Annotated in this window: 16 protein-coding genes; 7 read left to right on the top strand and 9 right to left on the bottom strand. The window is 62.5% G+C overall.

Annotation, left to right across the window (positions count from 1 at the left end):
- Window position 1 precedes the first annotated feature (1 nt).
- The 6 genes from J3P93_RS00275 to J3P93_RS00250 are packed head-to-tail and all read left to right on the top strand — an operon-like array spanning window position 2 to window position 7,125.
- Window positions 2-1,444 carry a mannose-1-phosphate guanylyltransferase/mannose-6-phosphate isomerase gene (locus J3P93_RS00275; protein WP_434594098.1) on the top strand — a complete coding sequence of 481 codons (1,443 nt, stop codon included), beginning with the start codon at window positions 2-4 and terminating at the stop codon, window positions 1,442-1,444.
- Window positions 1,445-2,242 (top strand): ABC transporter permease, encoded by a 798-nt coding sequence (locus tag J3P93_RS00270; protein ID WP_434594095.1) that lies wholly within the window; start codon window positions 1,445-1,447, stop codon window positions 2,240-2,242.
- Complete coding sequence (locus J3P93_RS00265; protein WP_434594092.1) at window positions 2,242-3,507, top strand: ABC transporter ATP-binding protein; 1,266 nt, start codon at window positions 2,242-2,244, stop codon at window positions 3,505-3,507. The genes J3P93_RS00270 and J3P93_RS00265 overlap by 1 nt, the downstream gene beginning before the upstream one ends.
- A complete protein-coding gene (locus J3P93_RS00260; RefSeq protein WP_434594089.1) occupies window positions 3,504-4,880 on the top strand; it encodes a glycosyltransferase family 4 protein in 1,377 nt (458 codons plus the stop codon). The genes J3P93_RS00265 and J3P93_RS00260 overlap by 4 nt, the downstream gene beginning before the upstream one ends.
- Window positions 4,864-5,994 (top strand): glycosyltransferase family 4 protein, encoded by a 1,131-nt coding sequence (locus J3P93_RS00255; RefSeq protein ID WP_090287780.1) that lies wholly within the window; start codon window positions 4,864-4,866, stop codon window positions 5,992-5,994. Before J3P93_RS00260 ends, J3P93_RS00255 begins: the two co-directional genes overlap by 17 nt.
- Window positions 5,995-7,125, top strand: coding sequence for a glycosyltransferase family 4 protein (locus J3P93_RS00250; RefSeq protein ID WP_434594085.1), 1,131 nt, complete (start codon window positions 5,995-5,997; stop codon window positions 7,123-7,125).
- 119 nt (window positions 7,126-7,244) lie between these two features.
- Here the strand turns inward: J3P93_RS00250 and J3P93_RS00245 are convergent, their stop codons facing one another.
- From J3P93_RS00245 to serC, 8 genes are all read right to left on the bottom strand, one after another.
- Window positions 7,245-9,275 carry a pyridoxamine 5'-phosphate oxidase family protein gene (locus J3P93_RS00245; protein WP_434594082.1) on the bottom strand — a complete coding sequence of 677 codons (2,031 nt, stop codon included), beginning with the start codon at window positions 9,273-9,275 and terminating at the stop codon, window positions 7,245-7,247.
- Window positions 9,276-9,318: 43 nt separating this feature from the next.
- Window positions 9,319-9,945 carry a glutathione S-transferase family protein gene (locus tag J3P93_RS00240; protein WP_434594079.1) on the bottom strand — a complete coding sequence of 209 codons (627 nt, stop codon included), beginning with the start codon at window positions 9,943-9,945 and terminating at the stop codon, window positions 9,319-9,321.
- Between the two features lie 103 nt (window positions 9,946-10,048).
- On the bottom strand, window positions 10,049-10,975 hold the full coding sequence (locus tag J3P93_RS00235; protein WP_434594076.1) for a LysR family transcriptional regulator: 927 nt from the start codon (window positions 10,973-10,975) through the stop codon (window positions 10,049-10,051).
- 146 nt (window positions 10,976-11,121) lie between these two features.
- A complete protein-coding gene (glyA, locus tag J3P93_RS00230) occupies window positions 11,122-12,387 on the bottom strand; it encodes a serine hydroxymethyltransferase (RefSeq protein WP_093096561.1) in 1,266 nt (421 codons plus the stop codon).
- 25 nt (window positions 12,388-12,412) lie between these two features.
- Complete coding sequence (locus J3P93_RS00225; RefSeq protein ID WP_434594074.1) at window positions 12,413-13,594, bottom strand: aspartate aminotransferase family protein; 1,182 nt, start codon at window positions 13,592-13,594, stop codon at window positions 12,413-12,415.
- Window positions 13,595-13,618: 24 nt separating this feature from the next.
- Entirely contained in the window at window positions 13,619-14,461 is an 843-nt protein-coding gene (locus J3P93_RS00220; RefSeq protein ID WP_434594071.1) for a YggS family pyridoxal phosphate-dependent enzyme, read from the bottom strand.
- Window positions 14,461-15,714: a benzoate/H(+) symporter BenE family transporter gene (locus tag J3P93_RS00215; RefSeq protein ID WP_434594069.1), complete on the bottom strand. Its 1,254-nt coding sequence runs from the start codon at window positions 15,712-15,714 to the stop codon at window positions 14,461-14,463. Before J3P93_RS00215 ends, J3P93_RS00220 begins: the two co-directional genes overlap by 1 nt.
- 122 nt (window positions 15,715-15,836) lie before the next feature.
- Complete coding sequence (gene serC, locus J3P93_RS00210; RefSeq protein WP_434594067.1) at window positions 15,837-16,919, bottom strand: 3-phosphoserine/phosphohydroxythreonine transaminase; 1,083 nt, start codon at window positions 16,917-16,919, stop codon at window positions 15,837-15,839.
- Window positions 16,920-17,053: 134 nt separating this feature from the next.
- On the opposite strand from serC, the gene J3P93_RS00205 reads away from it, so the two are divergent.
- A complete protein-coding gene (locus J3P93_RS00205; RefSeq protein ID WP_434594065.1) occupies window positions 17,054-18,550 on the top strand; it encodes a PLP-dependent aminotransferase family protein in 1,497 nt (498 codons plus the stop codon).
- Here the strand turns inward: J3P93_RS00205 and J3P93_RS00200 are convergent.
- Window positions 18,547-18,723 carry a hypothetical protein gene (locus J3P93_RS00200; RefSeq protein ID WP_434594062.1) on the bottom strand — a complete coding sequence of 59 codons (177 nt, stop codon included), beginning with the start codon at window positions 18,721-18,723 and terminating at the stop codon, window positions 18,547-18,549. The genes J3P93_RS00205 and J3P93_RS00200 overlap by 4 nt on opposite strands.
- Window positions 18,724-18,736 lie beyond the last annotated feature (13 nt).

Below are 18,736 nucleotides of genomic sequence, written 5' to 3'. Positions count from 1 at the left end.
CATGCTGATCCCCGTGATTCTGTCCGGCGGTGCCGGCACCCGTTTGTGGCCGGTGTCCCGCGAGGGCCATCCGAAGCCGTTCATGACCCTGCCCGACGGCCAGTCGCTGCTGGGCAAGACCTATCAGCGTGCGGCCGCGTTGCTGGACGGCTGGGGCGACATCGTCACGGTGACCAACCGCGAATACTACTTCCAGAGCAAGGATCACTATTGCGCCGCGCAGGCGTCGCGCCATCGCGGGCATTTCCTGCTGGAGCCGAGCGGGCGCAACACGGCGCCGGCCATCGCCGCTGCCGCACTGGCCCTGCAAGCACTGCACGGTGACGAGGCGATCATGGTGGTGATGCCCGCCGACCATCTGATCGTCAATCAGGACGCACTGAAAAGCGCGGTCGAGCACGCCGTGAACCTGGCGAAGGATGGCTATCTGGTGACCTTCGGCGTGGTGCCGACCGCACCGGAAACCGGCTTCGGCTATATCGAAACCGGCGCACCGCTGGACGCCAAGGGCGCCGCCAGGGTGCAGCGTTTCGTCGAAAAACCTGATTTGCAGACTGCCACCGGTTATCTGCAAAGCGGCAATTTCCTCTGGAATTCAGGCATGTTCTGTTTCACCACCGCCGCGGTGATTGCCGAATTGCAGCTGCACGCACCTGAGTTGCTGGAACAGACTCGCGCCTGCATGGCCGCCAGCGCCCCGGTGGAAACCGTCGGCTGCCTGCAACAGGAATTGTCGCCAGCACTGTTCGCCGAGATCACGGACATTTCTATCGATTACGCGCTGATGGAGCGCTCGGAAAAAGTCGCGGTTGTACCGGCCGGTTTCGACTGGAGCGACATCGGTTCGTGGAGCGCCGTCGCTGCGCTGATTCCGGCCGATGCCGACAACAACCGCGCCCGCGGCGAAGCGATCTTCGTCGACAGCCACAACAACTTTGTCCACAGCGAGGGTCGGCTGGTAGCGGCCGTCGGTGTGGATAACCTGATCGTCGTCGATACCGCCGATGCTGTGCTGATCGCCCACGCCGACCGCGCGCAGGATGTGCGGCGCGTGGCCAGGCAGTTGAAAGACAAAGCCCACGAAGCTTATCGCCTGCACCGCACCGTCAGCCGGCCGTGGGGCACCTACACCGTGCTCGAGGAAGGCCCGCGCTTCAAGATCAAGCGCATCGTGGTCAAACCCGGCGGCAAGTTGTCATTGCAGATGCACCATCACCGCAACGAGCACTGGGTGGTGGTCGAAGGTATGGCCAAGGTCACCAACAACGGTACGGGCACCCATCTGGTGGCGAAAAACGAATCGACGTTCATCGCTGCCGGCCACCGCCATCGCCTGGAAAACCCGGGGGTGATCGATCTGGTCATCATCGAGGTGCAAAGCGGCGAGTACCTGGGCGAGGACGATATCGTCCGCTTCGAAGACCAATACGGCAGGACCGTTTGAATGCTGCTTTCCCTGTACCGCTCGATGCGCAGCTACCGTGGATTCATCCTCGGCAGCGTCAAGCGCGAGTTTCAGTCGCGCTATCGCAACTCGCTGTTCGGCGCCCTGTGGACGGTGCTCAATCCGCTGTCGATGATCGTGGTCTACACGGTGATCTTTTCGCAGATCATGCGCGCGCGCTTGCCGGGGGTGGAGGATGGTCTGGCGTACAGCGTTTATCTGTGCGCCGGCCTGTTGACCTGGGGCCTGTTCGCCGAAATCACCACGCGCAGCCAGAGCATGTTTCTGGAAAACGCCAACCTGCTGAAGAAAATCAGCTTCCCGCGCATCTGCCTGCCGGTGATTACCCTGCTCAACGCAGGGATCAACTTCGCGATCATTCTCGGCCTGTTCTTCGGCTTCCTGCTGATCAGCGGGCGCCTGCCCGGTATGGCTCTGCTGGCGTTGATACCGCTGCTCATCGTGCAAGTGATTTTCGCCGCCGGACTGGGGATGCTGCTGGGCATGCTCAATGTGTTCTTTCGCGATGTCGGGCAAATGTTCGGCATCTGTCTGCAGTTCTGGTTCTGGCTGACGCCCATCGTCTATCCGTTGTCGATCCTGCCACCGGGCATTCAGCACATCATCAGTCTCAACCCGATGACCGCGCTGATGAACAGCTATCAGAACATCTTCCTCTACAACCAATGGCCGCACTGGCCTGCCCTGCTGCCGTTACTGGTCATCGGACTGCTGCTCTGCGCCATGGCGCTGCGCCTGTTCCGCCAGCGTGTCGGTGAAATGGTGGACGAACTCTGATGGGACACCTACGCGTCACTGGCCTGGCCAAAGCCTACAAGCAATACCCGAACCGCTGGAGCCGCCTGCTGGAATGGCTGGTGCCGTTCTCCGGCGCTCGACATAACCTGCACTGGGTACTGCGCGACGTCGACTTCGAGATCCAGCCCGGTGAAGCCGTGGGCATCGTCGGCGTCAACGGTGCGGGCAAGAGCACCCTGCTGAAGATGATCACCGGCACCACCCAACCGACCTGCGGGCAGATCCATCTGCAGGGCCGCGTGGCCGCGCTGCTGGAGCTGGGCATGGGCTTTCACCCGGACTTCACCGGGCGGCAGAACGCCGTGATGGCTGGGCAACTGCTGGGCATGCAGGTCGAAGAGATCGCCGCGCTGATGCCGCAGATCGAGAGTTTTGCCGAAATCGGCGAGGCCATCGATCACCCGGTGCGCACCTATTCCAGCGGCATGCAGATGCGCCTGGCGTTCAGCGTCGCAACGGCGCGGCGTCCGGACATTCTGATCGTCGACGAAGCGCTGTCGGTGGGTGACGCCTATTTCCAGCACAAGAGCTTCGAGCGCATCCGCAGCTTCCGCAAGGCCGGCACCACCCTGCTGATCGTGTCCCATGACCGCTCGGCCATCCAGTCGATCTGCGACACCGCGATCCTGCTGGAACACGGCCGGCTGGCGATGCGCGGCAAACCCGAAGAAGTCATGGACTACTACAACGCCATGCTCGCCCAGCGCGAAGGCCAGATCGTGCGTCAGGAGATGCTCGCCAACGGTCAGGTGCAAACCATTTCCGGTACCGGCGAGGCGGGCATTCTCAGCGTGCGCCTGCTCGATGCACAGGGGCGCAGCCTCGAGGTCGCCGAGGTCGGTCAACCGGTGGTGCTGGAGGTGCAGACCGAAATCCGCGAAGACATCGAACGGTTGATTCTCGGCTTCATGATCAAGGATCGCCTCGGTCAGGCGATCTATGGCATCAACACCCATCGGCTGGATAAAGCCGTCACCGATTTAAGCGCCGGCGAGCGCGTGACGTTCCGTTTCGCCTTCGACATGCGCCTGGGCAAAGGTAACTATTCGGTGGCCCTGAGCCTGTCCCGGCTGGACTCACATCTGGACCGCAACTTCGAATGGCGCGACTACGGCTTGATCTTCCATGTGATCAACAACCGCCAGGAGGACTTCGTCGGCTGCGCCTGGTTGCAGGCGCAGACCGACATCACCCGATGCAGCGAAAACCTCGTCCAGTTGCCTGACACGGAGAGCTCGCGATGACCCGCCTGTTGGTCGAGTGCACCTACGTTTTTGAACACCCGGACGCCAATTCGGGGATTCAACGGGTGGTGCGCAACGTCATTCAGCAACTGCCGGCTGCTGACGAAAACATTGAATGCATCCCGGTGGTGATGATCGACGGCGGGCTCTATGAAGTGAAAAGCCTGGCGCCGCTGAAATCACTCAAGCTCGACTTGATCGGCCTGCGGGTGAAACTGGAGCAATGGGCCAATGCGTTCTGGCTGCGTCATCGTGCGGTGGAACGGCGCTGGCCGTTCAACCGTTGGCATTTCACCCGCAGGGTGCTCTATGTTGGCTGCCGGCTCACGGCATTCGCCTGTCTCAGTCTGCCGATGCGCCTGCTGGAACGCGCGCTGAAGGGCAAACACATACCCGAGCGCTGCGTGCCGCTGGCCCACCGCGCTGGCGATCAATTGGTGCTGCTCGACTCCTCATGGCACGCCAATTTCTTTCCCCTCGCCGAACAACTCAAGCGTGACGGCGTGGGTATCGTTTCGGTGATCTACGACCTGATTCCGCTGACCCATCCGCAGTTTTGCGACGCCGGGCTGGTCAAAGTGTTCAACGACTGGTTCGACTGGATCGCGCGGACTGCCGACGGCTATGTGGCGATCTCGACAACTATCCGCGATCAGGTGCGCGAGGAAATGCAGCGCCGGATCGGCTCGCACCAGGTCGGCCGGCGCTGGTTCGACTACTTCCATCTGGGCTCCGAACTGGACCTCAGCGACGCCGATGCCGAGGTCGATCGCGGCTTGCAGCAGATGTTCGTGTCGCCTGAACCGGTGTTCCTCATGGTCAGCACCATCGAGCCGCGCAAGAACCATGCTTACCTGCTCGATGCCTTCGAACGCGCCTGGGCCGGCGGTTCGAAAGCCCGTTTGTGCATCGTCGGCAAGATCGGCTGGAAGTGCGAGGCATTGATCGAACGCATCCGCAAACACCCCGAGCTGAACCGGCGCTTGTTCATGTACAACGCGCTGTCCGATAAAAGCCTTGAACACGCTTACTCCCATGCCACCGCGCTGGTGTTTCCGTCCTACGTTGAAGGTTTCGGTCTGCCGCTGGTGGAAGCCATGCAACGCGGACTGCCGGCCATGGCCAGCGACATCCCGGTATTCCGTGAAATCGGCGGGGATTACATGGCCTATTTCGATCTGGCGAACCCGCAGAGCCTGACTGACCTGGTGATCAGCCTGGAGCACTCCGGTGTGTTCCCGGCAGCGCTGAGCCTTGAACACTGGCGTTGGCTAAGCTGGCGCGAGGCGAGCGCGCAACTGGTCGAACGCATCGCACGCAATCTGGATGCATCACTGCCTGCCCTCGAGAGTCAGCATGCGCATTGCTCTTAACGCACGCATTCTGCAGGCACCGCGCACCGGCATCGGCCATTACGTGGCCGAACTGGTCAGTGCCTTGCGCCTCGAACCCGATGTCGAACTGACGCTGTTTCACGGCTGGGGCTGGAGCTCTGCGTTGCCGCAGGCCGCCCTGCCCGGTTACTCACGTTTGACTCCGTTACTGCGGCAGATCCCCGGCGCGTATCAGGCGCGACGCTGGCTGGAGCAGAAGCGCTTTGATCAGGGCCGCGCGCAAGGCATCGACCTTTATCACGAGCCGAGCCTGTGGCCGCTGGTGTTCGACGGTCCGACGGTCATCACTCTGCATGACCTGACGCATCTGCATTTTCCCGATACCCAGCCAGCGGCACGGATCAAGGAAATCGAGCGCCGACTGGAAACCGGGGTGCAGCAGGCGCGTTTGATCCTAACCGACTCTCAGGCGATTGCAGACGAAGCCCAGGCGTATTTCGGCCTGCCTGCGGAGCGATTTGTCGTGGCGCCACTGGGCGTCGCCGAGCGTTTCTATCCGCGCGAGGCGAGCGCCATCGACGCCGTGCTCAAAGCCCACGGCGTCGAGGCTCGCCAGTATTTTCTATGCGTCGGCACGCTGGAGCCGCGCAAGAACCTGAGTCTGGCCTTGCGCGCGCATGCCTTGCTGCCGCAGGCCCTGCGCGAACGCTTCCCGCTGCTGATCGTCGGCATGGCCGGCTGGCAGCGCGAGCAGTTGAGCGACGAACTGCGCCAGGCGCTGGCCAGCGGGCATGTGTGTTTGCTCGGCTATCTGCCTGACGAGGATGTCGCGCAATTACTGGCGGGCGCACGGGCGCTGATTTTCCCCTCGCGTTATGAAGGTTTCGGGTTGCCGGTACTGGAGGCGATGGCCAGTGGCACGCCAGTCGTGATTACGCGGTCTTCGGCGATGCCGGAAGTCGCGGGCGCTGCCGGCAACTATATTGAAGCTGACGATGCACCAGGCCTGCGCGATGCGATGAGCCTTCTGATCGACGATCAAACGCATTGGCAGGAATGCCGAGCGGCCGGCCTGCAGCAGGCCCGGCTTTTTTCCTGGCAGCGTTGTGCACAGGCCACGGCCGGTGCCTACCGCCAGGCCATGGGAGGTTGAATGCGCGTTCTTCATTTCTTCAAGACGTACCTGCCGGACTCGGTCGGCGGCATCGAGCAAGTGATCTTCCAGCTCTGCGAAAGCGGCGCCCAGCACGGCATCGACGGTCAGGTGCTGACGCTCAGCGCTGACCCGACGCCGCCCGTGGTGCAACTCGGCCAGCACGAAGTGCACCGGGCCCGACTGGACATTCAGTTCGCCTCCACCGGATTTTCCTGGAGCGTGTTCAAACAGTTCCGCGAACTGGCCGCCGAGGCAGATGTGGTCAATTACCACTTCCCGTGGCCGTTCATGGACCTGGTGCACTTCGCCAGTGCGCTGAAAAAACCGAGCGTAGTCACCTACCACTCCGACATCATTCGCCAGAAACACTTGCTCAAACTCTACCGGCCGCTGATGAACCGCTTCCTCGCCAGCGCCGACCGCATTGTCGCCGCTTCGCCCAACTACCTGCACACCAGCGATGTGCTGCAGCAATTTCAGGACAAGACCCGGGTCATCCCCTACGGCTTGAACAAGGCCGGTTATCCACAGGCCGACAGCGCGCGCATGCAGCGCTTGCGCCAGCAGGTTGGGGATAAGTTTTTCCTGTTCGTCGGGGTGATGCGCTACTACAAGGGCCTGCACATTCTGCTCGATGCCCTCAAAGACGTGGACTATCCGGTGGTGATCGTCGGTGCCGGGCCACTGGAGCTGGAACTGCACGCACAGGCGCAGGCATTGGGCCTGCGCAACATCCATTTCCTCGGGCGTCTCAGCGATGAAGACAAAGTCGCCCTGCTGCAACTGAGCTACGCGATTGTCTTCCCCTCGCACCTGCGCTCCGAAGCCTTTGGCATTTCGCTGCTCGAGGGCGCGATGTACGGCAAACCGATGATCTCCAGCGAGATCGGCACCGGCACCAGTTACATCAATATCCACAACGAAACCGGGCTGGTGGTGCCACCGAGTCAGCCGCTGGCGTTTCGCGAGGCCATGCGCACGCTGTGGGACGATCCGCAGCGTGCCGCAGCCATGGGCGTCAAGGCCGAAGCGCGCTATCGGCAGCTGTTCACCGCCGATGACATGGGTCGCAAGTGGACGAAGCTGTATCAGGAACTGCTGGAAGAAAAGGCCCTGTCCTACGCCTGATCTGGATTTACCCCGATCCAATGTAGGCGTGAGCCTGCTCGCGATAGCGTCCGTACAGCCAACCCTGTGCCGACTGAGAAATAGCCATCGCGAGCAGGCTCACTCCTAGAGGGTGCGCTTTAAAGATCCAGCACCAGCGGCTGCGCACTCTGCGCCGGCACTGCACAGCAAATCAGCACATGCCCCGCTTCGGGAATCTCCGCCGGCGGCTGTGGATAACTCACCGCGCCACTGACCAGCCGAGTCTTGCAGGTACCACACGAACCGCCGCGGCAACTGAATTCCGGGCGCAATCCGCGGCTTTCCGCCAGTTCCAGCAGACTGCCACCGTCTGGCTGCCAGCGCGCCTCTTTGGCCGAGCGTTCGAACACCACCGCCACCGAAGTGGTCGCCGCTGGCGGTTGTTCGATGACGATCGCATCCGCATCCGCTTGGCGTTTCAAGGTCGATGGGCCGAAGGTTTCCGCATGAACCTGCGCGTCCCGCACATCCAGTTCACGCAGGCTGTCGTACAGCCCCTGAGTGAAACCGCCGGGGCCACAGAGGACGAAGTCGATCTGGTCGAAATCGTCGACGTCGAGCAGATTGCGCAACACGGCGCCATCGATGCGCCCGGTCATATCGAAATCTTCGCCCTCGTGTGCATCGGCCTCTGGTTGGCTGAGCAAGCGCAGGACCCGCACGGCCTCCCCGGAGCGCTCGAGCAAGCGGTCCAGCTCCTGACGAAACGGCTGGTCGGCGAGGCTGCGCGAACTTTGCAGCAGTAACGTCGGGCGAATTCCGCGCGTGCGCAGCCCTTGGTAGACCACTTCGCGCAGCATCGACAGCAACGGCGTGATGCCGACACCCGCCGCCAACAACACCAACGGCCTGCGCTCAAGTGGCGCCACGGTGAAATGCCCTTGCGGCGCCCGCGCTTCCAGCACATCGCCGACCCGTATCTGCTGATGCAGGTGCGATGAAATCAGGCCTTCGCGCTTGACGCTGATGCGGTAGAAACCGTCCGACGGCGCACTGGACAAGCTATAGGTGCGGATATGCATCTCGCCATTCAGAGTAAAACGCAGCGGCAGATGCTGGCCGGCAAGAAACACCGGCAGCCCGGCGCCATCGACCGGCTCCAGATAAATCGAGCGAATATGGCGGCTCTCCGCTTCGATCTTCGCCACTCGCAGCGGCCGCCACTGATTACCCAGTGCCTGGGCCTGCAGACGCGCGTCCGCCTCAGCCCAATTGCCGGTGAGCAGGCTGGTCGGCGACATGCCGTCGAAGCGCCAGCGCAACGCCAACGCCGCCGGACGTCGCACGACCTGTTCTACCTCGAATGTCCACAGCCGCTCCGCGCCTTGAAACGCCTCGATCTGTGGGTCTTCGAGAAGGATCTCGGTACGCCCGCTCAGGTGCAGCAGATCGCCTGTGGAAAAGTCGATGAACAGCAAGCCAGCTTTGGGGTTGAGCAGCAGATTGCCCAAGGTGTTGAAGTGCAGATTGCCGGCGAAATCCGGGATGGTCAGGCGATTGCCTTCGATGCGCACGAAACCGGGTTGACCGCCGCGATGGGACACATCCACCGAGCGCTGACCGTCCACGTCGGCATAGCTGGCGACGAAAAACGTATCGGCGCCGGCGATCAGTGCGCGAGCGGCCTCATCCAGACTGTTCAGATGCTGAGCCGGGCGCGTCTGCGGATCGCTCAGCGGCACACGCTGAAATTGGCGCAACTGAATGTATTGCGGGCAGTTGCCGAACGCCTGGTCGACGCTCAGTTCGAAGCCGTCAGCCGTCAGATTGCCGACATGCCCGTTGAGGCGATTGCGCCGCCGCGTGTGCAGTTCGATACCGAGCAGACCAATCGGCTCGTCGTTGCGCAGTTGCGCCGGATCGTCGGCGGCCGGGTGGCTGGTGAAATGCAAATGCTGGGGGTCCGGCGAATCGGCAAAACCCGGCTCGCCCTCCAGCACACTGGCCCACGGCCGCCCCTGCGCGTCGACCGCGCCGAGCAACATGAATGGCAATTGCCGGTAGAACTCGCGGTGCTGATCCGGCATCCAGCTGCGAATGACTTTGCGCCCGAATGCTTCCATGCGTTCAGCCACCCCTACGTGGGCCTGCAACTGTTGTTCGCCGGCGTGCCAAGGTGAACGTTCCATCACGATTCTCCCCTGCGCCAGCGGCGCAGTCTGGTTGCGCCTGTCAGGCTGAAGTTTGCAGACCGGCAATCGTGCGCGGCATGCCGACGAAACCGGGCAAGGCTTCGACCCGGGCCAGCCAGGCGCGAACGTTGCCATAGTCGTCCAGCGTGACATTGCCCTCCGGCGCGTGGGCGATATAGCTGTAGGCGGAAACGTCGGCAATGCTCGGTTCGGCGCCGGCCAGGAAAGCGTTTTGGCCCAACTCGACGTCCATGACCTTGAGCAGGTTGTGCGCACGGGCGATCGCTTCTTCAGCGTTCAACTGGGCGCCAAACACTGTCACCAATCGCGCGGCCGCGGGGCCGAAGGCAATCGGGCCGGCGGCGGCGGACAACCAGCGCTGCACGCGCGCCGCGCCGACCGGGTCAGCCGGCAACCAACGCCCGTTGCCGTATTTTTGCGCCAGGTACACCAGAATCGCGTTGGAGTCGGCGAGCACCACGCCGCCGTCATCGATGGCCGGTACCTGGCCAAAACTGTTGATCGCCAGATACGCCGGCTGCTTGTGCTCACCTTTGGCCAGATCGACGAAAATCAGCTCGGTCGGCAGCTGCAACAGGGACAACATCAGCTCGACACGGTGGGCATGGCCGGAGCGTGGAAAGTTGTAGAGTTTGATCGCTTGCATGGTCGACTCCGCTGGGTGGGGGTGTCGTCCGAGTTGACGTCACCGATGGCAGCGATCGTCCACGTTTGTGCAAAACAACAGAATAACCAGCAACCGCAATCAATTATTTCACTGGGTGCAATAACGCTGCGTTCTGCAGAGCCGGATGCTCGCGCAGGGCCTGCACGGTGAAGTCGACAAAACTGCGCACCCGCGCCGCTGCCTTGCGCCCGCCCTGATACACGACGTGAATGGGTAATGCCGGCAGTTCGAACTCGGCGAGGACGATCTCCAGTTCGCCGGCCGCGACCTTGCTCGCCACTTGATACGACAGCACCCGCGTCAACCCCAGGCCGAGACAGGCCGCGGTGATCGCCGCCTGATTGGCGGTCACCACCAGTCGCGGCTCGGGGCGCACGAGCAACGGCTCGCCGTGCTCCAGAAACGGCCAGTTGCGCAGTTGCCCGACCGCCGACGTCGCCACCACCGGCATTTCGCACAGCGCCTGCGGATGTTGCGGCCGGCCATGCTGCGCCAGGTATTGCGGCGAACCACACACCACGCGCCGCACCTCGCCGACGCGGATCGCGTGCTGACTGCTGTCCGGCAGCTCACCGATACGCACCGCCACATCAATGCCCTCCTCGACCATGCTCACCACCCGATCGAGCAACAGCGCATTGATCGAAACGTCCGGATACTGCGTCAGGTACGCCGCCATCAGCGGCGTCACGAACAACTCGCCGAACAACACCGGCGCCGTCACCGTCAACTGCCCACGCGGCTGCGCATGACTGCCCGCCGCCGAATCCTCGGCCTCCTGCACCTCCAGCAGAATCCGCCGACAGTCGTCCAGATAACGCTGACCAGCTTCAGTCAGATGCACGCTGCGCGTGGTCCGCACCAGCAACTGCGTACCGATCCGCTGCTCCAGCGCCGCCACCGCCCGCGTCACACTTGCCGCCGACAACCCCAGCCGCCGCGCAGCGGCAGAGAAACCCTGCTCTTGAGCGATGGTGGTGAAGATGTGCATTTCCTGGAAGCGGTCCATGAAAGTCCCCGGTTCGGATATCGGAAGGCAGATACCAAAATCGCAGCCGAAGCTGCGATTTCCTTGTGCTGGATTACACCATAAGAGCGTTCGCGGCAAACAGCCTGTTACTCAGGCGTTAGCCGATGCTGATACTACTGCCAGGCTCAGCGATAGACCGGAAAACGACGGCACAGCGCGACAACCTGTTCGCGCACGTGGTGGCCGACCTTGTCGCTGCTTCCGTTTTCCAGGGCGTCCAGTATGTCGCATAACCAGCCGGCCACTTGCTCGCAGGCTTCCACGCCAAACCCGCGGGTGGTCACTGCCGGTGTACCAATACGAAGGCCGGATGTCACAAACGGTGAGCGCGGGTCATTCGGTACCGAGTTTTTGTTGGCGGTGATATAGGCATTGCTCAGGGCCGCGTCTGCCTCCTTGCCGGTGTAGGGCTTGTCGGACAGGTCGATCAGCATCATGTGGTTGTCGGTGCCGCCCGAGACGATTTTGTACCCGCGCTTTTGCAACACCCCGGCCATGGCCCGGGCGTTGATGACCACTTGGGTCTGATAGATGCTGAACTCAGGCGCAAGCGCTTCCTTGAACGCCACGGCCTTGGCTGCGATCTGGTGCATCAGCGGCCCGCCCTGCACGCCGGGAAACACCGCGGAATCGAGCTTTTTGTAGAAGGCTTCATCCTGTCCCTTGGACAAAATCAAACCGCCGCGTGGCCCGCGCAGGGTTTTGTGTGTGGTGCTGGTGACCACATGCGCATGGGGCAGCGGGTCTGGGTATTCGCCTGCGGCAACCAGCCCGGCGACGTGGGCCATATCGACCCAGAAAATAGCCCCGACCTTGTCGGCAATGCTGCGCATGCGTGCCCAGTCCTTGTACCGCGAATACGCTGAGAAACCACCGATCAGCATTTTTGGGCGTGTCTGCAGTGCGATTCGCTCCATCTCGTCATAGTCGAGAAAGCCGGTTTTCGGGTCCAGTCCGTAAGGCACGATGGTGTAGTGACGCCCCGAAAAGTTGGCCGGGTTGCCGTGGGTCAAGTGACCGCCCTGGGCCAGGTTCATGCCCATTACCGTATCACCGGGGTTGATCAGTGCGAGGAAGACCGCCGCGTTGGCCTGGGCGCCTGCATGGGGTTGCACGTTGGCGTAGTCGCAGTCGAACAGGGCCTTGACCCGCTTGATGGCCAGCCGCTCGGCCACATCGACGTACTCGCAGCCGCTGTAATAGCGCTTGCCGGGGTAGCCTTCGGCGTATTTGTTGGTGAGCACCGTGCTCTGGGTTTTCATGACCAGCGGGCTGGCATAGTTTTCCGAGGCGATCAGCTCGATATGGTCTTCCTGGCGATGCTCTTCGTTGTGAATCGATTCATACAGCTCAGGATCGAAAGCGTTGAGGGTCAGCGTCGAGTCGTACATGGGCACAGTGTCCTTGGTCAAGAATTCAAGCGGCGGATGACAGCAGGCGGGTGATGCGCACGGCGATGTCGTCGATCTGTGCGTCATCGCAAATCAGCGGCGGCAACAGGCGCACGGTGTTGCCCCGTGTGACGGTGATCAGCAGACGTTGTTCTTCACGGGCCCGGCCGACCAGTTCGGCGCAGGGGCCATTGAGTTCGATGCCGATCATCAAGCCAATGCCACGAACGGACACCACCTCGGGATGGTTGCCCAGCGCCAGCTTCAAGGCCGCCAACAAGCGGCGGCCCGAGGCAGCGGCGCGTTGCGGGATGTGATCGCGCTGCATGATGTCGAGCACTGTGCAGCCGACGCGGCACGCCAGCGGGTTACCGCCGAACGTGGACGCATGGTGGCCGGGGGAAAACAGCTGGGCGGCCTTGCCCCGCGCCAGGCATGCGCCGATGGGGAAACCGTTGCCCAGCGCTTTGGCCAGGGTAATGACGTCCGGCTTGATGCCCGCATGCTCAAAGCCAAACCAGGTACCGGTGCGGCCCAGCCCGGTCTGCACTTCATCGATCATCATCAGCCAGTCGTGTTCATCACACACTTGGCGCAGGGCCTGCAGGTAGCCGGCAGAGGCGGCGTGCACGCCCCCCTCACCCTGCACCGGCTCGACGAGCACCGCGACGATATCGGGAGACTGCGCCGCGACCTGGCGAATCGCCTCGATGTTGTCGAAAGGCACCCGCACAAAGCCCGGCATCAGGGGCTCGAAGCCGCGATGCACGGCGGGGTTGCCGGTGGCGGCGAGAGTGGCCAGGGTGCGCCCGTGAAAACTGTTTTCCATCACCAATACTTGCGGCCGGGCCACCTGCCGCGCGTTCGCATGCAGGCGGGCCAGTTTGAGCGCCGCCTCGTTGGCCTCCGCTCCGGAGTTGCAGAAAAACGCCCGTTGCATGCCCGATAGCAGGCACAGTCGTTCGCCCAATTGCTCCTGCCACGGGATGCGAAACATGTTGGTCGTGTGCAGTAACACCGAGGCCTGTTCGGCGATGGCCGCGGCAATTTCGGGGTTGGCATGCCCCAGGCTCGTCACCGCCACGCCGGCGATGGCATCCAGGTATTCAACACCCTCGGTGTCCCACAACGAGGCGCCCTGGCCTCGGCTGAACGAAACCGGTTGTCGGGCTGAGGTGTGCATGAGGAAAGCGGGTGCAGCGGACATTGCGGGCCTCCTTGTAGAGGGGGATCAACGGCTGGGTGTGATCGACGACAACGTGTCTTCAATGGGAGGGCGGACATCAGCGGTCGGCCAGTAGTACGCATCCGGCATGGCCCGGGCACCGAAGATCGCCTGCCCGACGCGCACCACGGTCGAGCCCTCTTCAATGGCGACTTCAAAGTCACCCGACATGCCCATCGACAGCTCTTGCAGCGACACCCCGTCAGGGGCGCAATGACGCAAGCGATCGCGCAATTCACGCAGCCGGACGAAGCAAGGGCGTACCCGCACCGCGTCGGCCGAGAACAGCGCCAGCGTCATCAACCCGCGCACCCGCAGCGTCGGGAACGCTGGCATTGCCTCGAGGAAAGCCGCCACGTCATCAGGCGCCAGCCCGTACTTGCTGGCTTCGCCGGAGGTATTGACCTGGACGAACACGTCCACCTGCCGATCGAGAATGCGCAGCCGACGGTCCAGCGCCTCGGCTACCCGCAGGCTGTCCAGGGCCTGGAACTCACTGGCGAAGCGTGCGACCTGCTTGGCCTTGTTGGTCTGCAAGTGGCCAATCACCGACCACTGCAGGTCTTGCAGGTCGGTCATGGCTTCCCATTTGCGCTGTGCTTCCTGCACCTTGTTCTCGCCCAACAGGCGGCAACCGGCGGCATAGGCCAGACGCAGATGAGCTTCATCAAAGGTTTTGCTGACCGGCAGCAAGCGCACACCGGCCGGGTCCCGCCCAACCCGATGGCACGCCTCGACAATGCGTTGCTGCACGGCGGCCAGGTTGCGGCGAAAGTCTTCGACACTGTCGGCCTGTGGGTAACGCCCATGGCGCGCATGCAGGATGAGGTCTTCGGTTTGATCAGGCATCAGTTGGCCGCTCCCTTGGTGGGCACTGCAACCGGTTCGGCCTGTGGGCCTGCAGTCTGTTCACGGCGCGGCACCTGCCCATTGAGCACGGCGTAGGCGGCCAGGCCGATGACCAGGCCCCAGAACGCGCCGCCGATGCCCAGCAAGGTGATATTGGCTGCGCAGGCGAGGAACGTGATCAGCGATGCTTCGCGCGATTTCACGTCCGCCATGGCATTGGCCAGGCTCGCGCCGAGTGTGCCCAACAGGGCCAGCCCGGCCAGGGTGGTGATGAAGGTCGCCGGGAAAGCCATGAACACTGCCGCCAGGGTCACGCCGAAGATCCCCACCAGAATGTAGAAAATGCCCGCGGCCACGCCTGCGATCCAGCGCTTGGACGGGTCTTCCGACGCTTCCTTGCCCGTGCAGATAGCGGCGGTGATGGCCGCGATGTTGAAGGCATGGGAACCGAACGGTGCCATCAGCAGAGAACCCAGCCCGGTCACGCTGAGGATCGGGTTGGCACTGGTGTTGAAGCCGTCACTGCGCAGCACCAGCATGCCCGGCATGTACTGCCCGGTGAGGGTGATCAGAAACAGCGGCAACGCCACGCTCAACAACGCATTGACCGAGAACGCCGGGCGGGTGAATACCGGCGTCGCAAACTCCAGCGTCAGCCCCGTGAAATCCACGCGTCCCTGCATCAACAGAAAGCCAAGCCCCAGCAGCAGAATGCCGATGACCGCGTAGCGCGCACTCAAACGCTTGAACAGGATATAGGCGCCGATCAACACCCCGACCAATAGCGGGTCGAGGCTCATGCTGGCAAACGCACCGATGCCGAACTGCAGCAAGATGCCGCCCAACAAGCCCGCTGCTACACCCGGCGGGATCAGGCGAACGGCTTTTTCAAAGTAACCCGATACGCCCAGCAGCACGAACGCTGCAGCCGAAATCATGTACGCCCCAATGGCCTCGGCGTAGGGTGTGGTTGCCAGGGCGACGATCAAAAATGCCGCCGCCGGGGTCGACCAGGCGGTGATGATCGGCTCGCGGCTCATCCAACTGAGGAACAGCCCGGTCACCCCTACCCCGATCGACACAGACCAGACCCACGAAGCCGTCAACCCGGGGCTGAGCCCGGCGACCTTGGCAGCCTGAAACACCAGGATGAAGGTGCCACCGTAATTGACGATCACCGAAATCAACCCGGCAACCACCGGGTGCAGCAGGTCCCGCAGACGCAGGGACGAGAGGGATTGAGTAGATGACATAGGTCTTGGCTCCTTGCTGGACGATGCATCGGCCGCTGGCAAGCGGTCATTTATAGCGGTTGAATGGCGGGTTTTACCCCTACGCTTTAACGCAGCAGACCAGACCACTTTTTGTGGTCGGCTCAGCCATGCTCACGCGCAAAGACGCTCATGAAATCGCACAGCGCCTCGACCGCCGGCACTGAAACGGCGTTGTAGAGACTGGCGCGCAGGCCGCCGACGCTGGCGTGGCCCTTGAGGCCGTTGAGGCCGGCCTGCTCCGCTTGGCGCAAAAAGCTCTTCTCCAGCGCCACCTCGGCCAAGCGGAAGGGCACGTTATTGATCGAGCGATACGGCGCCTGCACCGAGTTGCGATAAAACCCGCCACTCCCATCAATGGCGCGGTAAAGCATTCGCGCCTTGGCCTGGTTGCGCTGATGCAGGGCCTGCAGACCGCCACTGCGCTTGATCCACTTGAGCGTCAGGCCTGTGAGGTACCAGGGGAAGGTCGCAGGGGTATTGAGCATCGACTGCGCTTCGCTGATGCGCGCGTAGTTGAGAATGTCCGGGGTGAAGGCATGGGAACGCTCCAGCAACGCCGGGTCGACGATGACCACCGTCAACCCGGCCACGCCCATGTTTTTCTGCGCGGCGGCATACACCAGCCCATGCCTGGCGATGTCGATCGGCTTGGACAGCAGGCTTGAACAGGCATCGCACACCAGCGGCGCGTCGCTCGCGGGCGTGTCGATGAACTGCACGCCGTGCACCGTCTCATTCTCGGTGTAATGCAAATAGGCGGCGTCGGCGTTAAGGCGCCAGTCCGAGGCGGGGGGGACATGGTCGAAACCGGACGCGTAGGCGCTGGCAACCACGCGCACATCGCAGTAGCGCCGCGCGGCCTCGATCGCCTTGCCTGACCAGAGGCCGGTGTGCAGGTAATCCGCCGTGCCTTTATCGCCCATCAGGTTCATCGGCACTTGAGCGAACTGCAACGAGGCGCCGCCTTGCAGGAACAGTACTTTGTAGGCGGGCGGCACCCCGAGAATATCGCGCAGGTCCCGTTCGGCATCACTGGCCACCGCCATGAATACCGGCGAACGATGGCTGATTTCCATCACGGACATACCGGTGCCGGCAAAGTCGAAAAACTCCTCGTGCGCCTGAGTGAGAACGTCCAACGGCACCGCGGTGGGGCCTGCGCTGAAGTTGTGTGACCGAGCCATGGTTGAGTAACTCCTGTTCAAGAACGCTCGCCTTCGCGTCATCAATCGAGATAGAGGCGCAGTGGCGAGGGCCAGAGTCTACGGATAAACTGGCCTGCCTTTACCTGCCAGTTCATGGAAAGAGAGCAGACCACATGGCCAAAACCTTCGAGCTGGAAACGCTGAAGATGCGCCTCAACGACGCTGAGTTTCAGCTGCTGGATCTGCATCAGCGGATCCAGCGTGCATTGCGTGCGCTGATTCTCGACGGCGCCCTGGGCCCCGGCTTGAAACTGCCCGCCACGCGGGTGCTGTCCAAATCACTGGGGTGCGCCCGTGATACCGTTGAGAACGCCTATGTGCAGTTGCATCGGGACGGGTTTATCGTGCGCCGCGAAGGCGCCGGCAGTTACGTCTGCGACACGGTGGGCGTCGAATTGCGCGGTGGTGGCCGCCGACGCCTCAAGGCTCAGGAGATCAGGAGCAGCGTCGCCGCACCGGGCGCAGCACTCAGCCAACGCGGGCGGATGATCTTCGACACCGGCGGCGTGCGCGATCAGCAAGTCATCAAGGCATTCGCCACCGGCCTGCCGGAAACCCGCAGCTTCCCGACGGATGTCTGGGAGCGTTTGCAGCGCCAGGTCATGAAGGACTATCGCGCAAGCGTGCTGCTGCATGGCGACCCACAAGGGGCTGAGCCCCTGCGCAAAGCGATCGCCACCTACCTCAACCTCGAACGCGGCGCCAAATGCTCCCCCGACCAGATACTGGTCTTGAGCAGTACGCGACAGGCGTTGTATCTGTGCGCGCAACTGCTGGTGGACGCCGGCAAGCCGATCCTGATGGAAAACCCCGGCTACTACGGCGCCCGCAAGGCCTTCCAGATCGCCGAAACCAAGGTGATGCCCATTGATGTCGATGAACAGGGCATCCGTACCGACCTGTTGTACGCCGACCGCAGCGGCGCCAATTGCGTGTATGTCACGCCCTCTCACCAATACCCCACCGGCGCGACATTGCCGCTGGAGCGGCGTCTTGAGTTGATCAATTGGGCGGCGCAAAAAGGCAAGTGGATCATCGAAGATGACTACGACAGCGAGTTCCATTACGACGGGCAACCCACGGCGTGCGTGCAAGGCCTGGACAAGTATCAGCGCACGCTCTACATCGGCACGTTCAGCAAAACCCTCTACCCCGGACTGCGCATGGGGTACATGGTGCTGCCCTGCGAACTGGTGAAGCCTTTTGCCTATGCGCGCAGCATGATGGACGGCCACACTCCGCAAACGCTGCAACTGACGCTGGCGCGCTTTATGGAGGACGGCCATTACAACGCGCATGTCCGCGCCATGCGCAAGCTGTATGCCGGACGCCGGTCGATCATGCACGACGCCATCGGCAAGTACTTGAGCACCGTGGTCAGCGCCGAACTGCCGCCGGGCGGGTTGCAAATACCCTGCGTGCTGAAATCCGGATGGTCCGAAGAAAAAACCATCCGCCAGGCCGCCACTGCCGGCGTGCAACTATCCGGCCTCAGCGGCTTGTACGCGGGCGAACCGAAGCAACAGGGCTGGCTGCTGGGTTACTCCTCCCTGACCGCGTATGAAATAGAAGCGGCCATGTTGCGTCTGGCCAATGCCCTGAAAATCTAATGGCCCAGCGCATAGTTCATCAGCAACTGCTGGGCCTGGACGACCATCCGCGCACGCCGGGGGAGCCTGGAGTGTTCAACCGTGATGGCGGGTTGCGGCTTGGTGGTGGTGAACAACCTGAAACGTGACATGCGGGTAGCCGCCAGGCGGCCGATGGGGATGATGTCGGGCATCGGAATTCCTCTT

This window comes from Pseudomonas sp. R3-57, from assembly GCF_051132065.1.
In the GTDB taxonomy this organism is placed as follows: domain Bacteria; phylum Pseudomonadota; class Gammaproteobacteria; order Pseudomonadales; family Pseudomonadaceae; genus Aquipseudomonas.
The sequence above is the reverse complement of the archived record's forward strand: the minus strand, read 5'-3'. Positions and strand labels throughout refer to the sequence as shown.